The sequence below is a fragment of the Gemmiger formicilis genome, assembly GCF_018784445.1.
In the GTDB taxonomy this organism is placed as follows: domain Bacteria; phylum Bacillota; class Clostridia; order Oscillospirales; family Ruminococcaceae; genus Gemmiger.
The window spans coordinates 245,434-268,812 of sequence record NZ_WQOH01000004.1; the positions used below are offsets into that span (position 1 = coordinate 245,434).

General features: G+C 58.4%; 21 protein-coding genes. 10 read left to right on the forward strand and 11 right to left on the reverse strand.

Annotated features, from left to right (window positions below; translation table 11 throughout):
- Nucleotide 1 precedes the first annotated feature (1 nt).
- The 10 genes from GPK89_RS01345 (at nt 2) to GPK89_RS01390 (ending at nt 10,453) form a co-directional block, all read left to right on the forward strand.
- On the forward strand, nt 2-994 hold the full coding sequence (locus tag GPK89_RS01345; protein ID WP_215691118.1) for an ABC transporter permease: 993 nt from the start codon (nt 2-4) through the stop codon (nt 992-994).
- A gap of 312 nt (nt 995-1,306) precedes the next feature.
- Nucleotides 1,307-2,977: an efflux RND transporter periplasmic adaptor subunit gene (locus GPK89_RS01350; protein ID WP_215691121.1), complete on the forward strand. Its 1,671-nt coding sequence runs from the start codon at nt 1,307-1,309 to the stop codon at nt 2,975-2,977.
- 89 nt (nt 2,978-3,066) lie between these two features.
- Nucleotides 3,067-3,759 (forward strand): ABC transporter ATP-binding protein, encoded by a 693-nt coding sequence (locus GPK89_RS01355; RefSeq protein ID WP_252261426.1) that lies wholly within the window; start codon nt 3,067-3,069, stop codon nt 3,757-3,759.
- Complete coding sequence (locus GPK89_RS01360) at nt 3,746-5,056, forward strand: ABC transporter permease (RefSeq protein WP_215691128.1); 1,311 nt, start codon at nt 3,746-3,748, stop codon at nt 5,054-5,056. Before GPK89_RS01355 ends, GPK89_RS01360 begins: the two co-directional genes overlap by 14 nt.
- A 283-nt stretch (nt 5,057-5,339) precedes the next feature.
- Nucleotides 5,340-6,686, forward strand: coding sequence for an MATE family efflux transporter (locus tag GPK89_RS01365; RefSeq protein ID WP_252261393.1), 1,347 nt, complete (start codon nt 5,340-5,342; stop codon nt 6,684-6,686).
- Between the two features lie 15 nt (nt 6,687-6,701).
- Entirely contained in the window at nt 6,702-7,457 is a 756-nt protein-coding gene (locus tag GPK89_RS01370) for an exodeoxyribonuclease III (protein ID WP_215691131.1), read from the forward strand.
- Between the two features lie 290 nt (nt 7,458-7,747).
- The gene (locus tag GPK89_RS01375) at nt 7,748-8,281 is read left to right on the forward strand and encodes an RNA polymerase sigma factor (protein WP_215691132.1); all 534 of its coding nucleotides are present in this window, start codon (nt 7,748-7,750) and stop codon (nt 8,279-8,281) included.
- A complete protein-coding gene (locus GPK89_RS01380; RefSeq protein ID WP_215691133.1) occupies nt 8,278-8,808 on the forward strand; it encodes a hypothetical protein in 531 nt (176 codons plus the stop codon). Before GPK89_RS01375 ends, GPK89_RS01380 begins: the two co-directional genes overlap by 4 nt.
- 3 nt (nt 8,809-8,811) lie before the next feature.
- Nucleotides 8,812-9,345 (forward strand): hypothetical protein, encoded by a 534-nt coding sequence (locus GPK89_RS01385; protein ID WP_215691134.1) that lies wholly within the window; start codon nt 8,812-8,814, stop codon nt 9,343-9,345.
- Between the two features lie 211 nt (nt 9,346-9,556).
- On the forward strand, nt 9,557-10,453 hold the full coding sequence (locus GPK89_RS01390) for a hypothetical protein (protein ID WP_215691135.1): 897 nt from the start codon (nt 9,557-9,559) through the stop codon (nt 10,451-10,453).
- Nucleotides 10,454-10,631: 178 nt separating this feature from the next.
- On the opposite strand, the gene GPK89_RS01395 is transcribed toward GPK89_RS01390, so the two are convergent.
- The 11 genes from GPK89_RS01395 to GPK89_RS01445 all read right to left on the reverse strand — a co-directional run bounded on the left by GPK89_RS01395 (nt 10,632) and on the right by GPK89_RS01445 (nt 23,172).
- The gene (locus tag GPK89_RS01395; protein ID WP_215691137.1) at nt 10,632-11,627 is read right to left on the reverse strand and encodes a LacI family DNA-binding transcriptional regulator; all 996 of its coding nucleotides are present in this window, start codon (nt 11,625-11,627) and stop codon (nt 10,632-10,634) included.
- Between the two features lie 19 nt (nt 11,628-11,646).
- Nucleotides 11,647-12,579, reverse strand: coding sequence for a carbohydrate kinase family protein (locus tag GPK89_RS01400; protein ID WP_215691138.1), 933 nt, complete (start codon nt 12,577-12,579; stop codon nt 11,647-11,649).
- A 158-nt stretch (nt 12,580-12,737) separates the two neighbouring features.
- Nucleotides 12,738-13,475: a PT domain-containing protein gene (locus GPK89_RS16480; protein WP_215691139.1), complete on the reverse strand. Its 738-nt coding sequence runs from the start codon at nt 13,473-13,475 to the stop codon at nt 12,738-12,740.
- The gene (locus tag GPK89_RS01410; RefSeq protein WP_215691140.1) at nt 13,399-15,807 is read right to left on the reverse strand and encodes a pectate lyase-like adhesive domain-containing protein; all 2,409 of its coding nucleotides are present in this window, start codon (nt 15,805-15,807) and stop codon (nt 13,399-13,401) included. The genes GPK89_RS16480 and GPK89_RS01410 overlap by 77 nt, the downstream gene beginning before the upstream one ends.
- A gap of 285 nt (nt 15,808-16,092) precedes the next feature.
- Nucleotides 16,093-16,629 carry a DUF3592 domain-containing protein gene (locus tag GPK89_RS01415; protein ID WP_215691141.1) on the reverse strand — a complete coding sequence of 179 codons (537 nt, stop codon included), beginning with the start codon at nt 16,627-16,629 and terminating at the stop codon, nt 16,093-16,095.
- 36 nt (nt 16,630-16,665) lie between these two features.
- Entirely contained in the window at nt 16,666-16,866 is a 201-nt protein-coding gene (locus GPK89_RS01420) for a hypothetical protein (protein WP_215691142.1), read from the reverse strand.
- A gap of 14 nt (nt 16,867-16,880) precedes the next feature.
- On the reverse strand, nt 16,881-17,759 hold the full coding sequence (locus GPK89_RS01425) for a DUF3137 domain-containing protein (RefSeq protein ID WP_215691143.1): 879 nt from the start codon (nt 17,757-17,759) through the stop codon (nt 16,881-16,883).
- A gap of 9 nt (nt 17,760-17,768) precedes the next feature.
- Entirely contained in the window at nt 17,769-18,476 is a 708-nt protein-coding gene (locus GPK89_RS01430) for a hypothetical protein (RefSeq protein ID WP_215691144.1), read from the reverse strand.
- A gap of 81 nt (nt 18,477-18,557) precedes the next feature.
- On the reverse strand, nt 18,558-20,147 hold the full coding sequence (locus GPK89_RS01435) for a hypothetical protein (protein WP_215691146.1): 1,590 nt from the start codon (nt 20,145-20,147) through the stop codon (nt 18,558-18,560).
- A 40-nt stretch (nt 20,148-20,187) separates the two neighbouring features.
- Nucleotides 20,188-20,430, reverse strand: coding sequence for a DUF2442 domain-containing protein (locus GPK89_RS01440; RefSeq protein WP_215691148.1), 243 nt, complete (start codon nt 20,428-20,430; stop codon nt 20,188-20,190).
- Nucleotides 20,431-20,691: 261 nt separating this feature from the next.
- Nucleotides 20,692-23,172 (reverse strand): helix-turn-helix transcriptional regulator, encoded by a 2,481-nt coding sequence (locus GPK89_RS01445; RefSeq protein WP_215691150.1) that lies wholly within the window; start codon nt 23,170-23,172, stop codon nt 20,692-20,694.
- Nucleotides 23,173-23,379 lie beyond the last annotated feature (207 nt).

The window sequence follows — 23,379 nt, forward strand, 5'->3', positions numbered from 1 at the left end:
TATGCACAGCAGTTTGATTGCATGGATTTTACGCGCCATCCCCTTTGGTACAATTATCATGTACGGTGCGCTGGGCGAGACTGTGACCGAGAAATCTGGCAACCTGAACCTGGGCGTGCCGGGCATCATGTACCTGGGCGGCTTTGCCGGCTTTGCCAGCGCCTGGGCCTATGAGAACACCGCCGCCAACCCGAGCGGCGCGGTCAGCGTTGTCATTGCCCTGACCTGCGCTATTCTGGCATCCATGGCGGGCGGCCTGATTTACGCATTCCTGACGATTTCCCTGCGCGCCAACCAGAACGTCACCGGCCTGGCGCTGACGACCTTCGGTATGGGCGTGGCGAACTTCTTCGGCGTGTTTATCTTAAACGGCGCCAGCTACTCCGCTGCCCCCATCGCCAACAAGGCATTCAGCGCCAAAATCCCGGTGCTGTCCACGTTGGGCGGCTTCGGGCAGGTCGTGTTCAGCTACGGGTTCCTCGTCTATGCCGCCATTGCACTGGCGATTGCGCTGCACTGGTTTTTGACCCGCACCCGCGCGGGCCTTAACCTGCGCGCCGTGGGTGAGAACCCCGCCACCGCAGATGCGGCGGGCATCAACGTTACGCTGTACAAGTACCTGGCAACCTGTATCGGCGCGGGCATCTGCGGCATTGGCGGCCTGTACTACGTGCTGGACTACAACCAGGGCATCTGGGCCACCACCGGGCAGATCGAGGCGCTGGGCTGGCTGGCCGTGGCGCTGGTCATCTTCACGACCTGGAAACCGCTGAACGCCATCTGGGGTGCGTACCTGTTCGGTATGCTCTACTGGCTGTATCAGTTCCTGCCAACGCTGCTGGGCATCACGATGGCAAGCCACATCACCGACCTGGTGCAGATGCTGCCCTACGTCGTTACGATTGTGGTTTTGATTGTGGTATCCATGCGCAAGAAGAAAGAAAACCAGCCCCCGGCACACCTGGGCCTGGCCTATTTCCGCGAGGAGCGGTAAACCCGGGCGAAAAAGGAGCGGGGTAGGGGCCGGACATGTCCGGCCCTCAGCTTGGCCCGAACTGTGCGGTATTCCATATGTTGCGGGCCGGGCATGCCCGGCCCCTACGGCACTAACAGGTTTTGTAGGAGGCGGCGTCCTCGACGCCCCGCAGGTCGATGCGGGCATCGACCCCTACCATAGCACGACTTATACAGCGGCACACTTTCCCAAAGGTGTGCCGCTTTTTCATGCTTCTTTCATAGTTTAAACACATTTACCCTCTATACTAAATTTTGTCAAAAAATCTCCACACACAGAAGGGAACCCGGTATGGCAGAACAAACAAAAACCCGGCGCGGTCCGTTGGCTTGGGTCAAACGACACAAAAAACTGATGATCTTTTTGGTCATTGTGCTCGTTATCGCGCTGGTCATCACCAACGTTGTGCGCAAGGCCAATAAGGCGGCCGCCGGTACGACCTACCAGTATGTGCGCACGACCGTCCTGCAAAAGACGACCCTCAGCGATTCGGTCAACGTCAACGGCACGGTAAAGTCCGGCAGCAGCGCCAGCGTCACCGCCTCGGATTCCGTCAAGACCTACAAGGTCACGGCGGTCAATGTGGCTGTGGGCGATACGGTCAAAAAGGGCGACGTCATTGCCACGCTGGACACCACCGATGTGGAAAAGCAGATCGCCAACGCCGAGCTGAAGCTCAGCGACACCCAGACCGACGCTCAGAAGAGCTATGACCAGGCTGTCGAGGATCAGTCTACCGACCTGGCCAGTGCCCGGGCGGATCTGGAAGAAGCCCAGAAAAAGTACGACACCCTCGGCCTGGATGACTACTACGGCTCAATGGCCGACGGCAGCAACAGCGGCAAGACGAACCGTGAGATCGTCACCGAGTATTACACCCGCTACGCTGAGGAAATTGCCGGGTACGAAAACACCCTGGCGAACCTGCGCATCCAGCTGACCCAGGCCCAGCAGGACGGCGACGCCGACCGCGCCGCGGGTCTGCAGGGGCAGATCGACGATTACACCAACCGTGAGAGCGTCGCCAAGGGCCAGTGCAGCATCCCGGAACTGGGCCTGCAGGGCTTTGACGCCATCAGCCAGTGCTACAACCAGATCGAGCAGCTGGCCCAGGCGCTGGACAAGGCCCAGCAGTCCTACCAGAAGGCTGCCACCGGCGCGTCCCGCAGTGTGGACAACGCCGAGACGAAGCTTGAGCAGTCCCAGCGCGAGGACGACACCCTGACCAGCTTGCAGACCGCACTGGATAACTGCACCCTGACCGCCACGATGGACGGCACCATCACGGCGCTGAACGCCACCGTGGGTGACGTGTGCAGCGGTGCAGTTGCCACCATTCAGGACGTGGACAACCTGACCGTCGAGGTCACGATCCCCGCCAGCTCGGTGGGCAAGCTGAAAGCCGGCATGCAGTGCAACATTACCAGCGATGCTACCGAGGACACCGTCACCGGCACGCTGACCCGCATTGACCCGGTCGCCAACGACAGCGGCAGCTTCGGCGCGACTGTCACGGTCAACAACCAGGACAGCGGCCTGCTCATCGGCATTTCCGCCAAAGTGGAGATCATCGTCAGCGAAAAGGATAACGTCTTTACCGTCCCGCGTGACGCAGTGGGCACCAACGACGACGGCTCGACCTACGTGCTGCGCAAGACCGGCGGCGAGGGCGTGGACATGACCTTTGAGCAGGTCGCCGTCACCGAGGGCGACACCAACGATTACTACGTTGAGATCACCGGCGACGACCTGAACGAGGGCGACGTCATCCGCGCCACGGCCGACCTGACCCAGGGCGTGGAGACTAGCTCGTCCGGCGATGGGATGCAGGTGATGGAGAACGGCGATCTTTACGTCGGCGACCCCAGCAATATGCCGGAGGGCACCGTGGTCATGGGCGGCGGCGACGCCCCGGCGGGCGGCCCCGGTGGCGGCGGCCCCGGCGGCCCGGGAGGTCAGTGATGCCGGAAAATACACAACAGTTCGCGCAAAATATCGCGCATACCCTGATTGGTGACGAGGCCGCGCACCCCGCACAGCCGCTCATCCAGATGCAGGGCATCCGCAAAAGCTACTACATCGGCCAGCCGAACGAGCTGGAAATCCTGCACGGTATTGATTTGACCGTCTACCCCGGCGAGTTCGTCGCCATCGTGGGTGAGTCTGGCTCGGGCAAATCCACGCTGATGAACATTATCGGCGTGCTGGACAAGCCCACAGCGGGGGAGTACGTGCTGGACGGCGTGAACATCCACGACGCCGACGACAACGACTTGGCGGCCATCCGCAACCGCAAGATAGGCTTTGTGTTCCAGACCTACAACCTGATCGGCCGCCAGAGTGCGCTGAAAAACGTCGAACTGCCGATGCTGTACGCGGGCGTCCCGGCGGGCGAGCGTACCCGCCGCGCCAAGGAGTGGCTGGACCGCGTTGGCATGGCCGAGCGCATGAAGCACCAGCCGAACGAGCTTTCCGGCGGCCAGAAGCAGCGTGTGGCGATTGCCCGCGCCATGGTCAACGAGCCTGCGCTGATTCTGGCTGACGAGCCGACCGGCGCACTGGACAGCCAGACCAGCCGCGTCGTGATGAACCTCTTTCACGAACTGCATGAAAAATACCACAAGACCATCGTGCTCATCACGCACAACCCTGAACTGGCCGAGGAATGCCAGCGGGTGCTGACGCTGCGCGACGGCCTGATCGTGGGCGAACGAAAGGGGACAGGCGAACGTGCAGCTTTTTGAGAATATCAGCATGGCGCTGACCAGCGTCAAGTCCAACAAGATGCGCAGCCTGCTCACGATGCTGGGTATCATCATCGGCATTGCAGCGGTCATCGCCATTGAAACGGTCGGCAACAGCATGACCGGCTCGGTCATGGACTCGATGTCCGGCATGGGTGCCAGCAACATTTCGGTCACGGTAACGCAGAAAAGCAGTTCCAGTACCTCGGGCACATCCCAGGGTGTCCGGCTGCGCCGGTTCATGGACTCACAGCCGTCGGATTCCGACCTCATCACCCAGGATATGATGGATGACTTTATGGCCACCTTCCCGACGCAGGTGGATCACATCGAACTTTCCCAGCAAGTAGGCGATGGGACGATTGCCAAGTACGGCGAACCGACCACGACCATCAAGACCAGCGTCAGCGGTGCCAATGCTGCCACACTGGAAAATCTTGGCGCAGATTCGCAGATTTTGTATGGGCGCTGGCTTGACGATGAAAAGGACGCAGGCCGCAGGGTCGCTTGTGTGTCAGAAAAATTCGTCGAACAGGCTGTCGGCGGCACCGCGCAGGAGGCCATCGGCAAGGCGGTCACGCTGACGATCAACAAGAATTTGTATACGTTCTATATACAAGGCGTATATAAATACACAGAGGAAGACTACTCCAGTATGTTCGGCGGCAGCGACGATGACAGCATCCAGACGAACTTTTATATCCCACTGGACGTGGCAAAGTCCATCGTCGGCGCGGGCGCAGGCTACCAGAGCATCACGGTGGTGGCAAACGGCGGCAGTGTGAACGTGACCACCTTTGTGGACACGGTGGGCGATTTCTTTGCCAGCTACTACACCCGCAACGATTCCTGGACCGCCAGCGCGTCGAGCCTGGCGAGCCTGCTGGATTCGATGTCTGAAATGATGAGCACGATTTCACTGGGCATTTCGGCCATTGCGGCGCTGTCGCTGCTGGTCGGCGGCATCGGCGTCATGAATATCATGATGGTCTCCGTCACCGAGCGCACCCGCGAGATCGGCACCCGCAAGGCGCTGGGGGCCCCCGCGTCGGCCATCCGGATGCAGTTCATCACCGAGAGCGTTATTCTCTGCCTGATTGGCGGTGCCATCGGCATTGTGCTGGGCCTGGGGCTGGGCGCAGCGTTGAGCAAGGCCGTGGGCTATACGGCGCGCCCGAGTCTTGCGGCCATTGTGATTGCCGTAGGGTTCAGTATGGCGATTGGCGTGTTCTTCGGGTATTACCCCGCCAATAAAGCGGCGAAGCTGGACCCGATCGAGGCGCTGCGGTATGAATAAAACCCCATGCCTTCCCCCTTGGGGCTGCGCCCGCAGGCGCGTGTCGGAGCGCAACCGCCGAAGGCGGCTCTTAGCGCGTAGACTGAAGGTAGCCCCGCAGGGCCGGATGAGGGGCGCGTCTATGGTAGTGTCCCCATAAAGAGGCAGTAAGGCAAGGCCGCCCCTCATCAGTCCGCTTCGCGGACAGCTTCCCCCAAAGGGGAAGCCTTTTATCTCCCCGCGCATTGCGCGGGGACTTTTTTTGTGGTATACTCAACCTGGGAAAGTGAGATGCTTTGAAAAATTGAAAAAAGAAAGGTTATTTACCAATCGGCAGCTGCTTACGCTGTTGTGGCCGCTCATCATAGAGCAGGCATTGGAAATCCTCGTAGGTATGGCAGATACTGTCATGGTATCCTCGGTGGGTGAGGCCGCCATCTCCGGCGTTTCGCTTGTCGATATGATCAACCAGCTTATCATTACGTTGTTCGGCGCGCTGGCTACCGGCGGCGCGGTCGTTACCAGCCAGCACCTGGGTGCCAAACGGCGTGAGGAGGCCGCCCACAGCGCCGGACAGCTCGTGACGCTCAGTGCCATTCTGGGTGTGGGCGTGGCGGCGTTCTGCCTTATCACCCGCACGGCACAGCTGCGGCTCTTCTTCGGCACGATCACCGACGATGTCATGCAGGCCTGCCTGACCTACTTTACCATCACGGCGCTGTCCTTTCCGTTTCTGGCATTGTACAACGCGGGCGCGGCCATCTTCCGCTCCACCGGCAACAGCGCAGTATCGATGAAAGTATCGGTCATCGTCAATGCCATCAACTTCTGCGGCAACGCGCTCTGCGTGTTTGTGCTGAAGATGGGCGTCGCGGGCGTCGCGGTGCCTACGCTGATTTCCCGCGCGGTGGGCGCGGTTATCATCCTGTTGCTGGCAGCGCGGCCCGACTATGTGCTGCAGATTACGCCCCGCAGCGTCACCCGGCTGGAAGGCAAAACTGTCAAGAGCATCCTGTACATCGGCGTCCCCTCGGCGTTTGAAAACAGTCTGTTCCAGCTGGGCCGCGTGCTGGTCGTCTCGATGATTTCGCTGTTCGGCACGGTGCATATCTCAGCCAACGCGGTGGCGAACAACCTGGACGCCATCGGCTGCATTGTGGGCAACGCCATGGGCCTTGCCATGATTACCGTCGTGGGCCGCTGCGTCGGTGCACAGGACTTTGAACAAACGAAATATTACACCAAAAAGCTGCTGCTGTGGGATTACATCGCCCAGGGCGCGGTGAATGTTACGGTGCTGCTGCTGCTCAACGAGATTTTGAGTATGTACACCCTGACGCCGGAGACCCGGGCGCTGGCGTTCACGCTGGTCATGATCCACGACGGCTTTTCAATTTTGCTGTGGCCGGCCAGCTTTGTGCTGCCCAACGCCCTGCGCGCCGCCAACGATGTGCGGTACACGATGGTGGTCGCCACGATTTCCATGCTGGTATGGCGCATGGGCCTGAGCTGGGTGCTCTGCGTCAATATGGGCATGGGTGCGGTCGGCGTCTGGTACGCCATGCTGGTTGACTGGGTCTGCCGTGTGATTTGTTTTGTCGCCAGATTTGCCACCGGGGCGTGGAAGAAGAATGCGGTGAAAAAAGTATAAAAAGGAGCCACCCACATGAAATTTATCAGCTGGAATGTCAACGGTCTGCGGGCCTGCCTGAAAAAGGGGTTTGAGGATGTGTTCAACACCCTTGACGCGGATTTCTTCTGCATCCAGGAAACGAAAATGCAGCCCGGGCAGGCGGATTTTGCGCCCGAAGGTTACACCGAGTACATATACAGCGCCGATAAAAAAGGCTACTCCGGCACGGCCATCTGGGCCAGGGAACCGGCGCTGTCGGTACGGTACGGCCTGGACGAGGATATCCACAACCACGAGGGCCGCGCCATCACGCTGGAATACCCGGACTTTTACCTCGTGAACCTCTATGTGCCCAACTCCCAGAACGAGTTGGCCCGCATCGACTACCGTATGCAGTGGGAGGATGACCTGCGCCGCTACCTGCAAAAGCTGGATGCCGAGAAGCCGGTCATCCTGTGCGGGGACCTGAACGTGGCGCACGAGGACATTGACCTGAAGAACCCCGGCCCCAACCGCGGCGCGGCGGGTTTTTCGGATCAGGAGCGCGGTAAGCTGGGCGAGCTGCTGGCGGCGGGCTTCACGGATTCCTTCCGCCATCTGCACCCCGACGCCACCGGTATGTACAGCTGGTGGAGTATGCGCTTCCGCGCGCGGGAACGCAACGCGGGCTGGCGTATCGACTATTTTCTGGTCAGTGACCGCATTGCCGACAAAATCGAGAAAGCGGATATCCTGATGGATGTGATGGGCAGCGACCATTGCCCGGTGGAGCTGGATATCAACCTGTAAAGCCTTCTCCCTGGGGAGAAGGTGGCCGCAGGCCGGATGAGGGGCGGCCTTCCGGTGGCTGCCCGGTAAAAGGGCGATAACGGCACACCTGCCCCTCATCAGTCTGCTTCGCAGACAGCTTCGGTCTCCGCGCTAAGAGCCGCCTACGGCTGTTGCGCTTCGACACGCGCCTGCGGGCGCGGCCCCTCGGGGGAAGCCAAAGAAGAAAACTTTTTTTAAAAATTCCCCCGCGCTTGCAATATCGGCGCCGGGGGATTCGTTTTAGTATACAGAAGGACAAAGCAAGGGAGGTGTGGGCACTGACAAATGAAGAATTTACCGGGCTGATGCAGCAATACCAAAAGCTCATCTACACGGTCTGCCTGCAATTTGTGCACGAGCCCCACACCGCCGAGGACCTGACCCAGGATACCTTCCTCTCCGCGTTTTCGGCTATCGACCGATGCGAGCCGCAGTATTACAAACAGTGGCTCGTGCGGGTGGCGGCCAACAAATGCAAGGATCACCTGAAAAGCGCCTGGGTGCGCAAGGTGGATGCCCCGGGCGACGATGCCCTGCCGGAGCCGCGCGGCGCACCCGGCAGTGACGCCGACGACCCGGCGGTAAACCTGGCCGACCGCGCCGGGGCCGCAGAGCTGGAACAGCTGGTGCGGAACCTGCGTGAGCCTTACGGAAAAATCGCAGTCATGTACTTTTTGGAGCACAAGGAAAGCACCGAGATTGCAAAGCTGGTGGGCCGCCCGCCTGCGACCATCAACAGCCAGCTGTGGCGCGCCAAACTGCTGCTGCGCCAGCAAATTACCGAGAGGAGGCAGAACGAATGAGCCTTTATTTTGATAACGAAAAACTCTTTGACGCCGAAGGCCATTTGACCGACGAGGGCCTGTACGCTTTGAAGGACGGCACTCTGGACGACTTGGGTGCGCTGGAGGCTGCCGAGCATCTGAGCTTCTGCGACTACTGCCTGCTGCGCTACACAGCCATGATCGAGGCTGCGCCCGACTGCATGAAACAGCCCATGCGCGACCTGATCCCGCAGGTGCAAAACCTGATGCGGCTGCGCAGCTTCCGCATTATGACAAACCGCTATGTGTCGGCGGCGGCCGCCGTCGTGCTGGGGTTTGTGATGTGGGGTGCGGTCAGGACCTTTGGCGTGCCCAACGCCGCCGCCCTGTTGCCGCAGCAGCCCACCGCCCCGCATGAGCGGTTCGGCACCAAATTCAGCACCGCCGTCAACGGCTTTTACAAGAGCCTCGACGATACCTTTAAAAACTTTACCCTGACCGCTGAGAGCGGCCTGGAACAAATGCGAACCAAACCGATCGGCGGCAGCACCGCCAAGGGAGAATGACCTATGAAAAAGAATGGATTCCTGACCTTTATCTTCGCCTGCATCCCCGGTGCGGGGCAGATGTACTACGGCTATATGCAGCGCGGCCTCTCGATTGCGATGATACTGATACTCTGCGTGATGGCGGCCACCGTCGTTGAACCGCTGCTGTTCCTCTGCCTTGTTATCTGGATGTACAGCTTTTTTGACACCTATGACCTCATCCGCCACATGGCGGCCGGTGAGCCGAAGGAAGATTCCCTGCTGGTTCTGGGCAATTATGAGGAGATCAAAAAGCTGGTCCCCCAGCATAACAGGCTGATTGGCTGGGGTCTGGTCGGCTTCGGCGTCTGGGCACTGTATGAGACATTCATCTCAACCTGGCTCTATACGCTGCTGTGCAATCTTGTGGGCAACGGCTACGCCTACGACATCATTACCGGCATACCGAATGTTGTCATTGCGGCATTGCTGATTTTCGCAGGCCTCAAGCTGCTGGGCCTGCACCCCGAAACGAAGCACGGCGATGACGAGCTGCCGCCGTATCCGCATGAATAACGCCCTGCCTTCCCCCTTGGGGGAAGGCGGCGCCGCAGCGCCGGATGAGGGGCGGCTGTGAGTAGGCTGCCTGTGTGGCTTCCACTTCCGGGTAGGGGTGGGATAGGTCCCGCCCGCTGCTGACCCACCGCCGCTGTGCCCGCCATACACGCGCGGGCCGGGCATACCCGGCCCCTACTGTGCAACGAAGAATAAATGAGGTAATAGAATCATGGACGAAAAAACCACCCCGAAAAAGACACGCCGCGTGGGGACGCTGGCGTTTGCACTGGTGCTGATCCTGGCCGGTGTGCTGCTGATGCTCTACCAAATCGTGCCGGCGTTCAACCTGCTGCAAATTGTAAAGTTCTCCCCGGTCATCCTCATTGTGCTGGGTATTGAAATGCTCGTGTACAGCGCCAAGCCCGATGTGCTGGTCAAGTTTGACTGGCTGGCCATGCTGGGTACGGCGTTCACCCTTTGCGTTGTCGGCGCGGCGGCGCTGCTGCCCCTGGCTGTCAGTGAGTGGGGCCCTGCCCGCAGCAGCGCCATAAGCCGCATCGAGACGGAAAAGGTGGACGCCCTGTACAGTGCCCTGACCGCCGACCCGGAGCTGAAAGCCAAAACGGGCTACTGCGGTGTCAACGTCTGGTTCAACCACGGCGCGGGCGGCAGCTACACGCTGCAAAGCGGCGACGACTGCGTGCTGAACGCCACCCTGACCGGCCCCTACGCCGACGCCGAGTCCTTTGCCGCCGACTGCATAGGCATTATGCAGCTGGCCGCGGACAAGGACCTGGGCTTTACGAGCTACCACTTTTCCAGCGGGGAGGACACCGACGACGGCATCAGCTACTACCTGGACTGCGTCGCCTCCTACCCGGCGGGGCTGACCGCTGCCCAGGTGGCCCAGCGCGTGCAGGCCAGCTACCACTATGACGGCTCCAGCTTCTCCAGCGAGGCCGACCGCGACGAGTACATCAAGACCCGGCTGCGCGATGATATCGCCGAGGAATACGCCAACGCCCACGACGATGTCTACCCCGACGACGACTATGTAGACGCCGAGGTCGAGCGGCAGTTCAACGAGCAATTTGGCATAGCCACCCCGGAGAGCGCGGCAGAATGATAGAAAAAAAGCAGGTATCCACGGTAAAACGTGGGTACCTGCTTTTTTTCATAGAGTTGTAGGGGCCGGGCATGCCCGGCCCGCGGCATAAGGGCAGCTGAGCGGTTATGGCAAGGTGGAGGGCCGGACATGTCCGGCCCCTACGGTGCGATATTGGGAAAGGGGGGAAGCCTTTGTATCACACGCTCTCCCCCAAAATAAGCTCAAACGGCACAACCTCATGCACCGCAGGGGCGTTATGCTCGATGCTGGCAAGCAAAATCTGCGCGGCACGCTGGGAGAGCAGCGCGGTGTTCTGGCGGATGGTCGTCAGCCGCGGCACGGTGAACCGCCCCAGCGAAATACCGTCGTACCCGGCCACGCCGATATCCTGCGGCACCCGCAGGCCGTGATCCTGGAAGGCGCGCACGGCCCCCAGCGCCATCAGATCCGACATGGCAAACACGGCGTCCAGATCGGGGCAGTGGGCCAGCAGGTACTCCGCCGCCGCGTAGCTCTCCTCCATGGAAAAGCGGGCGTAACCGTACTGCTTGTCAAAATCAAAGGGCAGGCCAAGCTGCTGCATGGCCTCCAGACAGCCGTCCAGACGCTGTTGGCTCGGGCGGCTGCAATCGGGCCGGTCGCCAATGATGCCGATGCGGCGGCGGCCCTGCTTGTACATATGCTCGATCATGACCTTTGCGGCGGCGCGGTCGTCCACGCTGACGCTGGACAGGTTCGGGATGCCCAGGCTCGCCGCATTGTTCGTCAGCAGCACGCAGGGGATGCCCAGCCCGGCCAGCTCCGGCGTGAAGCAGTGCGGGTGCGAGCCGATGAAAAAGATGCCGTAGGGCTTGCGCTCGGTGCAGAGCATCTGGGCGTAGGCCATCTCGTCGCCGGTCTCGTTGATGTAGTAGACCGTGGGCGTGTAGCCGCATTTTTCAACATATGCCTGCAATTTGTCCAGCAAATCCGCAAACAGGGCGTTCTTGGTGCCCTTTACCACCAGGGCAAGGCCCTCGTAGGCCTGCTGCTTCAGGTGCTTGGCGTTGGCATTGGGCTGGTAGCCGTACTGCGCCACCACGGCAAGGATCTTTTCCCGTGCCTCGGGGCGGACGCTGGGGTTATGGTTCAACACGCGGGAGACGGTCCCCACCGCGTAGCCCGACTCGCGGGCGATATCCTTAATGGTCAAAAGGGTCTGCCTTCTTTCCTCAATCCACCACTTCCACGTCCAGCCCGAACTCCTGCGGGCGGAAGCGGGGGCAGACGTTTTCGGCGGTGCAGATGACCGACGCCGCCAACCGGCTGCCAATTTCGCAGGAATCCGCCAGGCCCTTGCCGTAGGTCAGGCCAATGACCGTACCCGCAAAGAACGCGTCGCCCGCGCCGGTCGTGTCGATGACATCCACCTTCTTGGCGGGCACAATGCCGCACTCGCCGTTGGCGCGGGCGTAGACAGCGCCCTGGCCGCCCATCGTCACCACCATGCAGGGGATGCGGGCACTGCGCACATTGTCGGCCAGCACGCGGCACATGGCGGCGGGGGCAAGGTGGTCGTAATCGTCGGAGAAAAGCATCCCCGCCTCCTGCTGGTTGCAGACAAAACAGTCGATCTGCTGTAAAAAGTCGCGGCGCTCCATCGCAATGCTCATGTTGGAAATGACCGCATACACCCGCTTGCCGTACTTTTTGGCCGAGCGCAGCACCTGCTTGACCGTCTCTTTTTCCAGATCCAGCTCAATGGCGACGCTGTCGCAGTCGGCAAAGATGCCCTCCTCGTTCTCGGCCAGCAGGGCGGTCAGCGGGCGGGTGTCGGGCCGCTTCGAGATGGCGGCGGTCACGTCACCGTCATTGTCAAACACGGCCAGCCAGGTGCCCATGCCGTCATGCACGCGGCGGATGAACCGGGTGTTGACCTTGTGCTTGTCCAGTTTGTCAATGACGTCCTGGCCGGAGCCGGTGTCGTCCACCAGGCTGACGAAGGTGGGGCGCAGCTCCACATTGGCGATATCCTCGGCCACGTTGCGGCTGACGCCGCCGTGAACCTGCTCGACCCGGCCGGCGTTGCGCCCGCCCGGGATATAGGTGGATAGGGGATACCCCTTGATGTCAACAAAAACTGCGCCGATTACTACGATTCCCATGGTGTGTTTCCTTTCCGTTTGCTATAAAACCAGTGTACCGTATTACGGCAAAAATTGCAAGAATTTTACAATAAACGACACGCAGAGGCCGGACATATCCGGCCCCTGCAAATGCGGCATAAAAAATGTAGGCAGCCACGAACAGCTGCCTACACTTTTTATGAACGGTGTCTGTTTTTCTTATATGCCGTTACTGCCAAACCCGCGCCGCTGCAAAGCAGCAGGGCGGCCCACAAAATGGGGCTGCTGGTATCGCCGGTGGCGGGGATGGTGGATACCGGCTGCACGGTGGGGGCGGCCGTGGGCTGCACCGTGGGCTGTGCGGTCCGGCGGGGCTGCTCCGCAGCCTGCGGCGCGGTGGTGGGCTGCGCCGTGGGGGATGCGGTCGGGGTTGCCGTCGGCGGCGTGGTGGGCTGGGGCAGCTTGGCCGTCACGGTGTCGGCCCGGGTGATTTCCGTTTTTGCCGCAGCATCGGAGAAATACTTGTTGCAGTCGCCGCAGTGCCAATACTCAATGTTGCCTTCTTCGGCAGCGGTGGCGGCCTTTGCGGCAATGTGTTTCAGGTCGGCGTGGCTGTTCTGGTCAAGGCTGCCATAGCTTTCTTTGCAAATATCACAGACAGCCTTAGCCTTGCAGGTCGCTTTGCCGCCGGAGTGCGCCGCCTTATTAAATACCACGCCGCAGGTGCAGACCTGCCAGTGCTCGGTGTCGTTGTGTTCCCACTTGTCGCTCTGATGGTTGTGAGTATCGCCCTGTCCCTTGAACACCGGCAGGGTCTTACCCGCTGCATCCAGATACTTGCATTCGTCTGCCCACGGGTCAGCTCCGGTGCGTTCGCCAGCCTTGAGCAGCTCCCGCACTGTGCCGTCGGCAAATTCCCGTTGCAGTTTTGGCAATTGACGCCTTGTCGCCCCTGCCTTTCCTAATTACCGAGCCATCCAGATAGTAGCAGTTGGAGATTTTGTCAGAGGAGTAACTGCCAATGATCGCACCGGCATTTGCTGTTCCGGTGACCGTACCGGCGTTATAGCAGTTGCTGATCGTTTCATGCCAGCTGCATTGTCCGATGATCCCGCCAGCATGTCTGCCGGTGATACTGCCGACATTATAGCAGTCACGGACGATCAGTACGTAATCCATATTTAACGCAAATCCGATAATTCCGCCGGTGGTACCACCTTCGGTGCTATCACTTTGTACTACACACAGGTTGGCGCAATTCTCGAAGGTGCCGCCATCAGCGCCGCCCGCGATGCCGCCGGTATGTCCGCTGCCTTTCACAGAACCCGACACCGTCAGATTCCGGATGGTGCCGCCGAGCACATAGCCGAACAGGCCGACAAAATTCGCGCTGCTGTTGTCGATGGACAGATTTTTGATGGTATGGCCCTTGCCGTCAAATGTGCCGGAGTAGGAAAGACTCCCCCAATAAACGCCTTGACCAATGCCGATTGGCGACCATTCTTCGCCGCTCAAATCAATGTCTTCCGTCAATTCGACGCAGATTTTGGTTTCATCTGGGGTTTTGGCATTATTCACCTTATCCCGGAACCATTTCAGCCCATCGGCGGTGCCGATCTGATAGGGGTCGTTCTTCGTGCCGCTGCCGGTGGCAAGCGCGGGGGTGCCGGTGATTGTACCGTTGAACGTGCCGCCGGTGATGGTTCCGTTGTTGATGACCTCGCCGGTAAACGTGCCCTTTTCGATGATGCCGTTGTTATTGAGCACAGAACCCTTAAACTCGGTGACGCCCTCATCGCTACCGGTGATCATGAGCGTGACTCCATAATTTGAGCTATTATTGAGCACCACTTCGCCCGCGATCACGCCGCCGTTGGCATACAGATTTTGGGAAACAATGAAATTGGGACCCACCTCCATGTATATGCCGCTTCCGACAGCAGCAGAGCAGCCTTCGCCAACCTCCGCAAGGCCCGCTATGGTAAGGGTTCCTTCAGCAAATATACCGCCGCCATAGGTCGCTCCACCAGCGGTATTCTCGGCGCTGCAATTCCGAATGGCAGCCTGATCCTTTAGGGTGAGTGACGATCTGCTGCTGACAAAGACGCCGCCGCCGTAGCTCTTTGTCCAACTATCTGGAGAAGATGTCGTCACTTTGCAGTTCTCAATCACGGCATTGTCGCTCATGGTAAATGTAGTAGTATTGTTGTGGTAAGCCAAATAGACGCCGCCGCCCCCGGCGCGCGAGCTGTCCGCGATGCATTCGCAATTGCTGATGGCCGCTTTGTCGGACATGGTGAAGTTGCCGAGAACATACACGCCGCCGCCTGATGCATTACTCGAGACGGCTTTGCAGCAGCGGATGATGGCATTGCCGCTCATGCTGAAAGTGGCACTCTCGTTCTCCCCCACTGCCATATGCACACCGCCGCCGCGGTTCGCTGCACAACCGATGATGCTGCCGCCGGTCATGGAAAAGTTGCCCTCAACATGCACACCGCCGCCCTTGCCGCTCATCGCCGAGCAACCGACAATATTACCGCCGGTCATGAATAAGCTGCCGCCGACTTTGACGCACACAGCGCCGCCGGCTTCTTCGGTATATCCCTGTCCGTTGGGGTGTACCTTTTGGTACTGATAACCCGTGCCGCCGGTGATGACGCCGCCGGTGACGGTCTCGCTGCCGTTTTCATCCAGCACCCACAAGCCGTCGCTGTTGGGCTTGAACCTGTGCGTCGCGTTTGAGTTGCTGTCGATGATGGTCAGGTAACCGCCCTTCTCCACGGCCAGCAGACCGCCGTGCGTCTGATCGTTCTCGTACTTGAGCACATGGCCGTTCAGGTCGAGGGTGACGGTGCGGTTGACGGTCAGGGTGTTGCTGATGTCAATGTCCGTCGTCAGCTTGACGGTGTCGAAATTAACATCAGCAATCGCCTTAGTCAGCTCATCCACGGTGCTGACTTCTTTTTCCGTCGCGCTCCCGCCAATTAACGCCGTCAAGGCTGTCTCCGGCTGGGGGTCGGACACGTCCCCCTCCGGCTGGGCTGCCGCATCGTCTGCGGGCTGGGCGCACTTTTCACAGTTCTCCGGCAAAGCGCCCTCCGCGCCGCAGACGGGGCATTCCGCATTCATGCTTTCCGCCGTGCAGGCTGTTTCACAACTGCACTCGGGCGGGGTTTCCGTGCTTTCCTCCGCAAAAGCCGCTGTTGGCACAAGGCAGAGCACCATGCACAGGGCAAACAGGATGCTTACAAGCTGCTTTTTCATCATGTCTCCTTCTTCGCGCTGTTGGGCAGCAGTGCCCAAGGTATTTATAAAAATTATAGGGGTAAAAATCGCAAATTGTCAAGCCCTTTTTGAAAAAACATTGCGCAGTATCGAAAAAGCCAAAACGCAGCCGAACACGCGGACTATCTGCGAAAGAAATGCTTGCATGGAGAGATAAAACAAAAGTATGGCAGCAAGTATCCTGTTTTTTTGCAGCACGCGCTGCGCACACAAGTTTTTGGGGGCTGAAATGCGCCTGCTGCGACCCGGCATGGGTACGCAGTATCAGGAAATGGAAAGCATACCGGCAAAGGACATGATACCGAACCAGAGCAGGAACGCGGCAAACATAAAGAAGCACATCCCACCCAAAACAGGCTTTCGCGGCTTGTTTTCGGTAATACGGTCGGGCCGAGTGGGATCGTAATAACCGACCACCTGCCGTCCCAGTTCCCGCTTGCCGGAAACGGTCTGACGGCTTGCGTACCGGTAGGTTTTGCCGTTCACGGTGTACTCATAAGTTGGAAGATAGACTGTCTCCCGGCGCAGCTGTTCGCTGCCGTCCTCCTGCTGCTCCCACCGTTCATTGACCGATTCCTCGATCCATACCACCTTCATCATCGTGGTGCCTGTGTACCGCCGCACAGTATCCTCGTATTCCTTCTGCGCGCCTTTCCGCCGGCGCACCCCGAGCCATGCCGCCGACACAGCCCCGAGAATGAAACCGATTCCCGCTGTGATGTTCCGCGTAGATTCTATGGGACACGCCACAAACGCTATCGCAAGAACGATACTGATAATGAGGATTCGATTCTTTTTCATACGGCCTCCTTCACACCTCTGCCGGTGCCTTTCCTGTCACAATGCGGGCGGCTGGTTTTGCACCGCATCCACAAAGAGAAGGGTCAGACCGATATACAGGATGCAGGCCAACGCCAGCAGCACACAGATACTGATACCGAGGATGCGCACGGTTTTGTTTCGGCGCAGATATTTACGGCACAGCACGATGCCGATAACCGCCGATGCCAACAGCACCACAGCAAGCCAAAGCGGCATATTGCCCACCTCCTTTACGCGCCGCGGAACACATCGATCATATTCGTAAACCACGTCAGCTCACGGGTAAAGCGCTGGCGCAGCTGTGCCGGATCCTCACGGCCCTTGCCGAGGTCAAAAAAGCCGTGCCCGCTGTGAACCGCGAGATACAGTCTGCCGTCACGGTTGAGGTTTATGGCAAGCTTACCGAAGGAGGAATCCGCCAGCGCCAGAATTTTCTCTGCGCAGTCGGGCGTCAGAATGCGAAGGGCTGCAGCTTCATCATCGCTGCTTACATTAAAACGCTTATCGAAAGCCTCGTTTCCTGTCTGGATGGTTTTGCTGCCGAACAGCTTATCCATCCGTTCTCTTGGCCAGATGGTCAGCCAGGTCGGAAATTCCCGGTTCAGCTCACACAGCATCCACTGCCCGGTATAGACCTCACGCTCGTTTTTCTCCCACTGACCGGTTTCCTCGCGCTGAAACTCGTTCACCTCCGTCAGCCTGACGGTGCACAATTCGGTGGTCAGCCCCTGATAGGTTCCGCGGATATACCCGCTGCCGCTGCAATAGGTGTGGCCGGGCAGGGGGATGTTTGTATCCTTCGCATCCAATATGTGCGGGGTGGGATCCATCTGTATGTTGTCAAAGACTGTGCTTACAATATCCGGTGCCAGGGCATCGAAGGTCTGGCGGCCGGCCTGCTCCCTGGATTTTCCCTTTGCCGTCTGCCCCAGCGCGAGGATCAAAACGCCCGCAATGATCAGTACAAGATTGCCGCCCTGCACGATACCCGCAAAGACGACCACGCCGCCCAGCAGGGAAAGGAGCATTCCGCCCCATTTTCCGCCTTTACTCTTACGGAGCTGCTGCGAAAGCTGTTCATCCGTCAATTTTTTATTCTTCTCTTCCATATTCGTCTCCTATTCCGCCTTGCCGGTTACTCTCCGCCGGAAAAGCATATCGCCGTTCACGCTGTTGATGAGATCGCCGCTGACGCTGCGATCCAGCTGCAGGGTATCGCCGCTGCCGTCAAAGTGCAGCGTCACGCCGTTTTCGTCCGCCCATAGTGTGCCGTACTCAATAACATCTTCCTGATCATTTACAAATTCCCATGTCGCATCCTCATAGATACGCAGCCAAAGATTTTCGTCCGGGTACTCCCAAAGCCCTGCATACTCGCTTGGACTACCCTCGTCAGCCGGAACTGCGGACAGATCCTCCCGATAGACATAGCGCTCCTCCGAATCCCAGATCCAGATCAGATCCGTTGCATCCCCGTTTTCGTGGAGAAAGCTCACCCATACATCGCTCTCGCCGTCGCCGTCCAGATCGTCAAAGGAGATGCTGTGAAATGCCTGCTCCGCATCGGGAATGTCCATGGGGAAGGCGACACTGTCGAATAGCACCTGCTCCGGGATGTCCCGGTAGAAGGCTGCGCTGCTCTCGCTCACTGTGACCAGAACATCCACACTGTCGCCGTCATGGGTGATGGTTCCGCTGTCGATCACCATGCCGGTTGTGCGCCAATCATCCCCCGCCACATCATCGGAATTGCCGCAGGCAGCAAGGCACAGGCACAGCACCATCACCTGCGCAAGAAATGCGGTGTTCTTCCACCGGTTTTTCATGATACGCCTCCTTCCGGTCACTCCATCAGGTAATAAAGTGACATTGCGCGGCACCGGCAGCGCACGTTCAGAGCCTGTATCTTACTCATCAAAGTAGTCGCCCCAACCTTCGTCATCGTAAGAGTAATCGTCCCAGCCGTCACCGGGGTCAGACCACGGATCGTAGTCGTCGTAGTACTCATCCGAGTAATCCCAGCCGGCATCGTTGGATTCCATGTATTCGCCAGAATCGTCGTCAATATAGCCGTCCGAGCCGTAGGAGATGAACTCGTTTTCATAGCCGTTCCAGTACCACACGTCGCCGTCTTCATCATACCAGTAGTATGGCGTGCCGTAGTCGCCGGTATCGCCGGAATAGATTGCCTGAGTGGGTACGGGCTTGGGCGCGGTGCTCCATCCGGCGGTGTAGGAGATGGTTTCGAGCATGTTGTTGCAAATCTCAAAGTAGTTGTGGATTCGACCCTCGAGCGCGATGGTCGTTGCGACAAGCGCGTAGCCGGTCGGACCGTAGTAGCGAACCTCCATACAGCCGCGCACAGGCTGAGACGGACCGTCGGAGAAGATGGATCCGTCGAGCCACATATAACCGGTCAGACTGTAGTAGTCGCCGTTATCCTTGAAATCCGAGCCGAAGGATTGGATGAGCTTGTCGCCGTACATACCCTTCATAAAGTCGTCGAGCATCTTGACCATGTAGGGCTTCGCGCTGGCAGCGCCCTTTTCCATATAGGAATCATAGCCGGAGATAGGCTGGAAGGCAATCACAATATTGGAATAGTAGTCATCCGTTCCGTCTTCCATGACTGCGTTGAAGCTCAGCGAATTGTCAACATTCGGGTGTTCGTGTGCTTCCATCTGGATTGGATACTTGATGGATACATTGGTAAAGCTACCGGGAAAGCAGGCGGTCTGGTTCAGCTCGTCATCCGGTGTCGGCAGGAGCATAATGTACTCAGAGGCGGTAAGTGTGTTGCCGTTGGCGTCGCTCAGGTCGCCGTTAGCGGTCTGCCAGAGGGAAACAAGCTCTGTGTCGTCCTCCATGCAGAGCATGATGCAGTCATCTTCCGACACGACATAGCCGGGGCCGACTTGCTCGCCGTAGAGGTTGACGGCAATCCACTCATAGTTGTCGTTGATGACGAAATAGAACGGCGCGTTTTCAAGCTTCCAGCAGCCGGAGAAGCCTGACATACCGCCAGTCTGCCCAAGCTCTTCGGCCGTGTAGCCTGTCGGGGCGTTCTCGCCATCGCCGGCGTACAGATTGTCATATTCCTCCGATGTGCAGACCACGATGCTGTCGTCGCCGTCCGGAGACAGGAATACAACATAGTCGCCATCGTGGATTGTAAAATCCACTTCGTCAACATCGTTGTCGTACAGGACGTAGCTTTCTTCGTTGTAGACAAGAATGTTGAAGTCCGGAAGCTCAGACGGCTTGTAGGAACCAAGGCTGACTTCCATCATTCCTCCGCTCTGGAAGATACCGTCGACAAGCTCCGTGTCCCATTCATCGCTGGTCGAGGGCGTGATGCTGATAGATGTGATGCCGTGACCGCTGTGGTTTGCAAGCGTTATGTTGACCGGCTCTTCTTTTTCTCCGCAGCCGGTCAGAAGCAGCGCACTCAGCACGCAGCCGAGCGCAGCTGCCAGCATTTTTTGGATACAGTTCATGTCTTTCCTCCTTAAATTTCTCTATTTTGCGTTGCTTTTTTCATTCGTATGCCTGCTCTGCCATGGTCAAAATTTCGTCATGGCTTAGCTCCACATCGCCAAAGCGGACAAAGATGCCGTTGGTCACAGCGCTGTTCCACACCCGCGCATCAGCAAGCGGGCGAAACCGAATCTTATCCAGATACGGCTTCATATCCAGCAAAAGCCGACTTCCGGACACAAAATCGACCTGCAGAATATAATCAGGCAGCGGCGTGACAGCTGTGAGATACCTTCGGTTCAAGTGTAGGTCCTCCCTTCCGCAAAAATAAAGATCCACCGTACCTACATTGTACGGTGGATCGGGTGGGATAACCATTAACTAAAGGCTAGGGTAATACCGCATAATTCTAAGTGCCGATACGGCGAGCGAGGTGCGGCAGCTGCTAAGCCAAAAGCGCAGATAATACTGGATGTCTTATCGAGCATTTTGGCAACGCAGATGCCGTGCCGCAGCCGCCGGAGCGGTGCTTAAGCCGTCAGGCGGGAATTGTGCGGTGTTGCCCTAGGGCTTTTGCCCAAGCAGTTCGGCAAGCTGCTTTCGCTTGGTTCGGGTATCGCCGTCAATATGGAGTTTTGAATAGATTTGGTTCGCGTACTGCTTGACGCTTCCCTCGGAGAGATAGAGCTTTTCGGCGATCTCACGGTTGCTGAGCCGCTGCACCATCAGTTCTACAATTTCAAATTCCCGCGCTGTCAGCACATCAAATGCTGCCGGGCGCACGCTTGCGGCGTTTCGTACCATTGCCGCTTCGCCAAGGTCAGTGATCTTCACGATCAAGTCGTTCTTCATCTCGCGCGCAAGAATGGGCTGCAGGCAGTCGTAGTTCTCCACGAACGGCATCACAAAGCCGTCCGGTTCCGCGTCGGCAAGCGCTTTCCGCAGCCATACACGGGCCTCCTCGGTCTTGCCCAATTTCTCGTAGGCCGCCGCCGTCTGGATGCGGATATGCAGCGCCACCAGCGCGTAGTGCATCGCCTCGCACACCGCCAGCAGTTCTGCGCTGCGTCCCACCACCTTGGCATAGGCGCCTTGGGCAAGATACACTTGATTTTCGATCATTTCCATCATGGGCTTGCCCGGCGCAAGCATATTGACGGTGGAGAGCCTGTGCTGCGAAAAAATCTCCGGGATCTCTTCTGCTTCCCCCCGCAGCGCATGATAATAGGCACTGGTGGCACACCAGATGTTGATCCACGATGCATCGTGATATTGCAGCAGCTCTGCGTATCTTTCCGCAAAAGTATACCGCTGCTCCACATCGGTGTGCAGAGAAAGCCGCCGCGACAGGAAATCACAGCATAGCGCCATGTTGATTTGCCCATTGTCCCTGACCTGTGCGTAAGCGCGCTCCAGCTCGATGTGCGCATCGGTAAAATGTCCCTGGCAGAACAGCGCCTCTGCGCGCATGATGGTTTCTGCGCCCTGACCGTGGTTGTTCGTGACTTTATAGTAATGGGGCATACACTCATCCATCTCGGCCAGCTCGCCCTCAAGTTCGCCCGGTGCGCGGTAGAACATCATCAGGACGGACGGTGAGCCAAAGGTCCAGCCGCCGCCGGATTGGATGCTGATGGCCGGGCGGGACATCTGCCTGCTGGCACTGCGGTGCAGGCGGCTCATGGCACTGATGTCATTATAGCAGAGAAAACTCAGGATAAGGTCGCACTCACCCAGCAGGTTGCCGCGCTCCTCCGCCGACAGTTCCGGGTGTTCCGCAATGGCTGTCAGCAGCAGTTCTTTCAGCTCCAGCATCTTCGGGATCTGCCGCCATGTGAACATCCGCCGCATCAGGACCAGAATGGCAAAGGGATTGGCTTTCAATGTCTCGGCGGGGCATTTGTTCAATGCGTCCAGCACATCCTCCGGCTTCAGCGAGGCCAACAGAATGCCTGCATCACCGCGAATGACCCGCAGCAGCGCGTGGTAGTCCTCGCTTTTTCGGTAGGCGGCAATAGCGTGAAGATACTGCCGTTGGTTTTCATACCACAGCCCGAAACGCTCCCAATAGAGCTTTTGTGTTTCCGCCTTCATCTCGTGAAAGCTCCGTTCGGCACATTCCTTCATCATGTGATGAAAGCGATAGGTCACGCCATCCGGCAAACGCGTGACAAAGGCGTTCTGCTCGGTCAGCATGGCAAGGATCTGCGCCGCATCCGCATCCCCTGTGATGCACTGCGCCATTTCGACAGTAAACTCATCGGCAAGGCCCATTACCGCCAAAAACTCCCGCTGCTTTTCCGGCAGCGGATCGATCATAGCGGCGGTAAAAGTGGCGTAGATATCGGAGTTTCGGCTGGGCAGCACGCCGCGCTCGGAGAGGGTGCGCAGGTTCAGATACACGGCAGAGAACCAGCCCTCGCTGGAATAGAGAAGGCTTTCCACCTGCGCATCGGAAAGTTTTGTCCCGCAGCGGTGGGCATAAACCGCAAGCTCCGTATGGTTGAGGCGCAGTTGTTCCATGCCGATTTGATATACCTTGCCCCCCAGCCGCACCGCCTCCGCGGCGGGCAAAAAGCGATCACGGCTTGCAACGATTATATGCACATTGGCAGGCAGCCGATTTGCCAGCATACAAAGGAACAGGGGGGCACGCTTGTCCGTCAGCAGATGAAAATCGTCAATGAAGATGTAACAGGGAAATTCGCCCGCCAGCATATGGCAGAGATCGTCCACCAGCAGCCCGCCGCCTGCCGCGTCCGTTGGGCAGGGATACTCCCGCAGGAAGGTGAACCCTGCGCGGGCAAACGCCTCCTGCACGCTCTTCCAGAAAATCGCAAGGTTGTCGGAATACACGCTGATACGGATGATATGCAGCGCCTCCGCTTTGGCGTGCTCGCCGAGATACCAGTTCACCGCTGTGGTTTTTCCATAGCCCATGGGCGCGACCACTGTCGTCATGGCGCAGCGGGAAATAGGCCGCAAGCTCTCTTGCAGCCGCTCAGATATGTAAATGGTGTTCAGATTCCATTTTGGCTTTGGCATAATGCACACCTCCAACGAATTGGTTTTTGCATCCCCGGCGGATTTTGGATGCGGTGTATGGCTGCCTTTATGGAGGGGACTTCTCATTATTTCCATTTTACATCATCTTGTTCTGCACGGCAAGATGGTGTTTTTACATTCTTTTGCTATAGGTTATTCACCCCTCGATTTATGAGTCGAGGGGGATTCTGTTTGGCAGATAAAAGC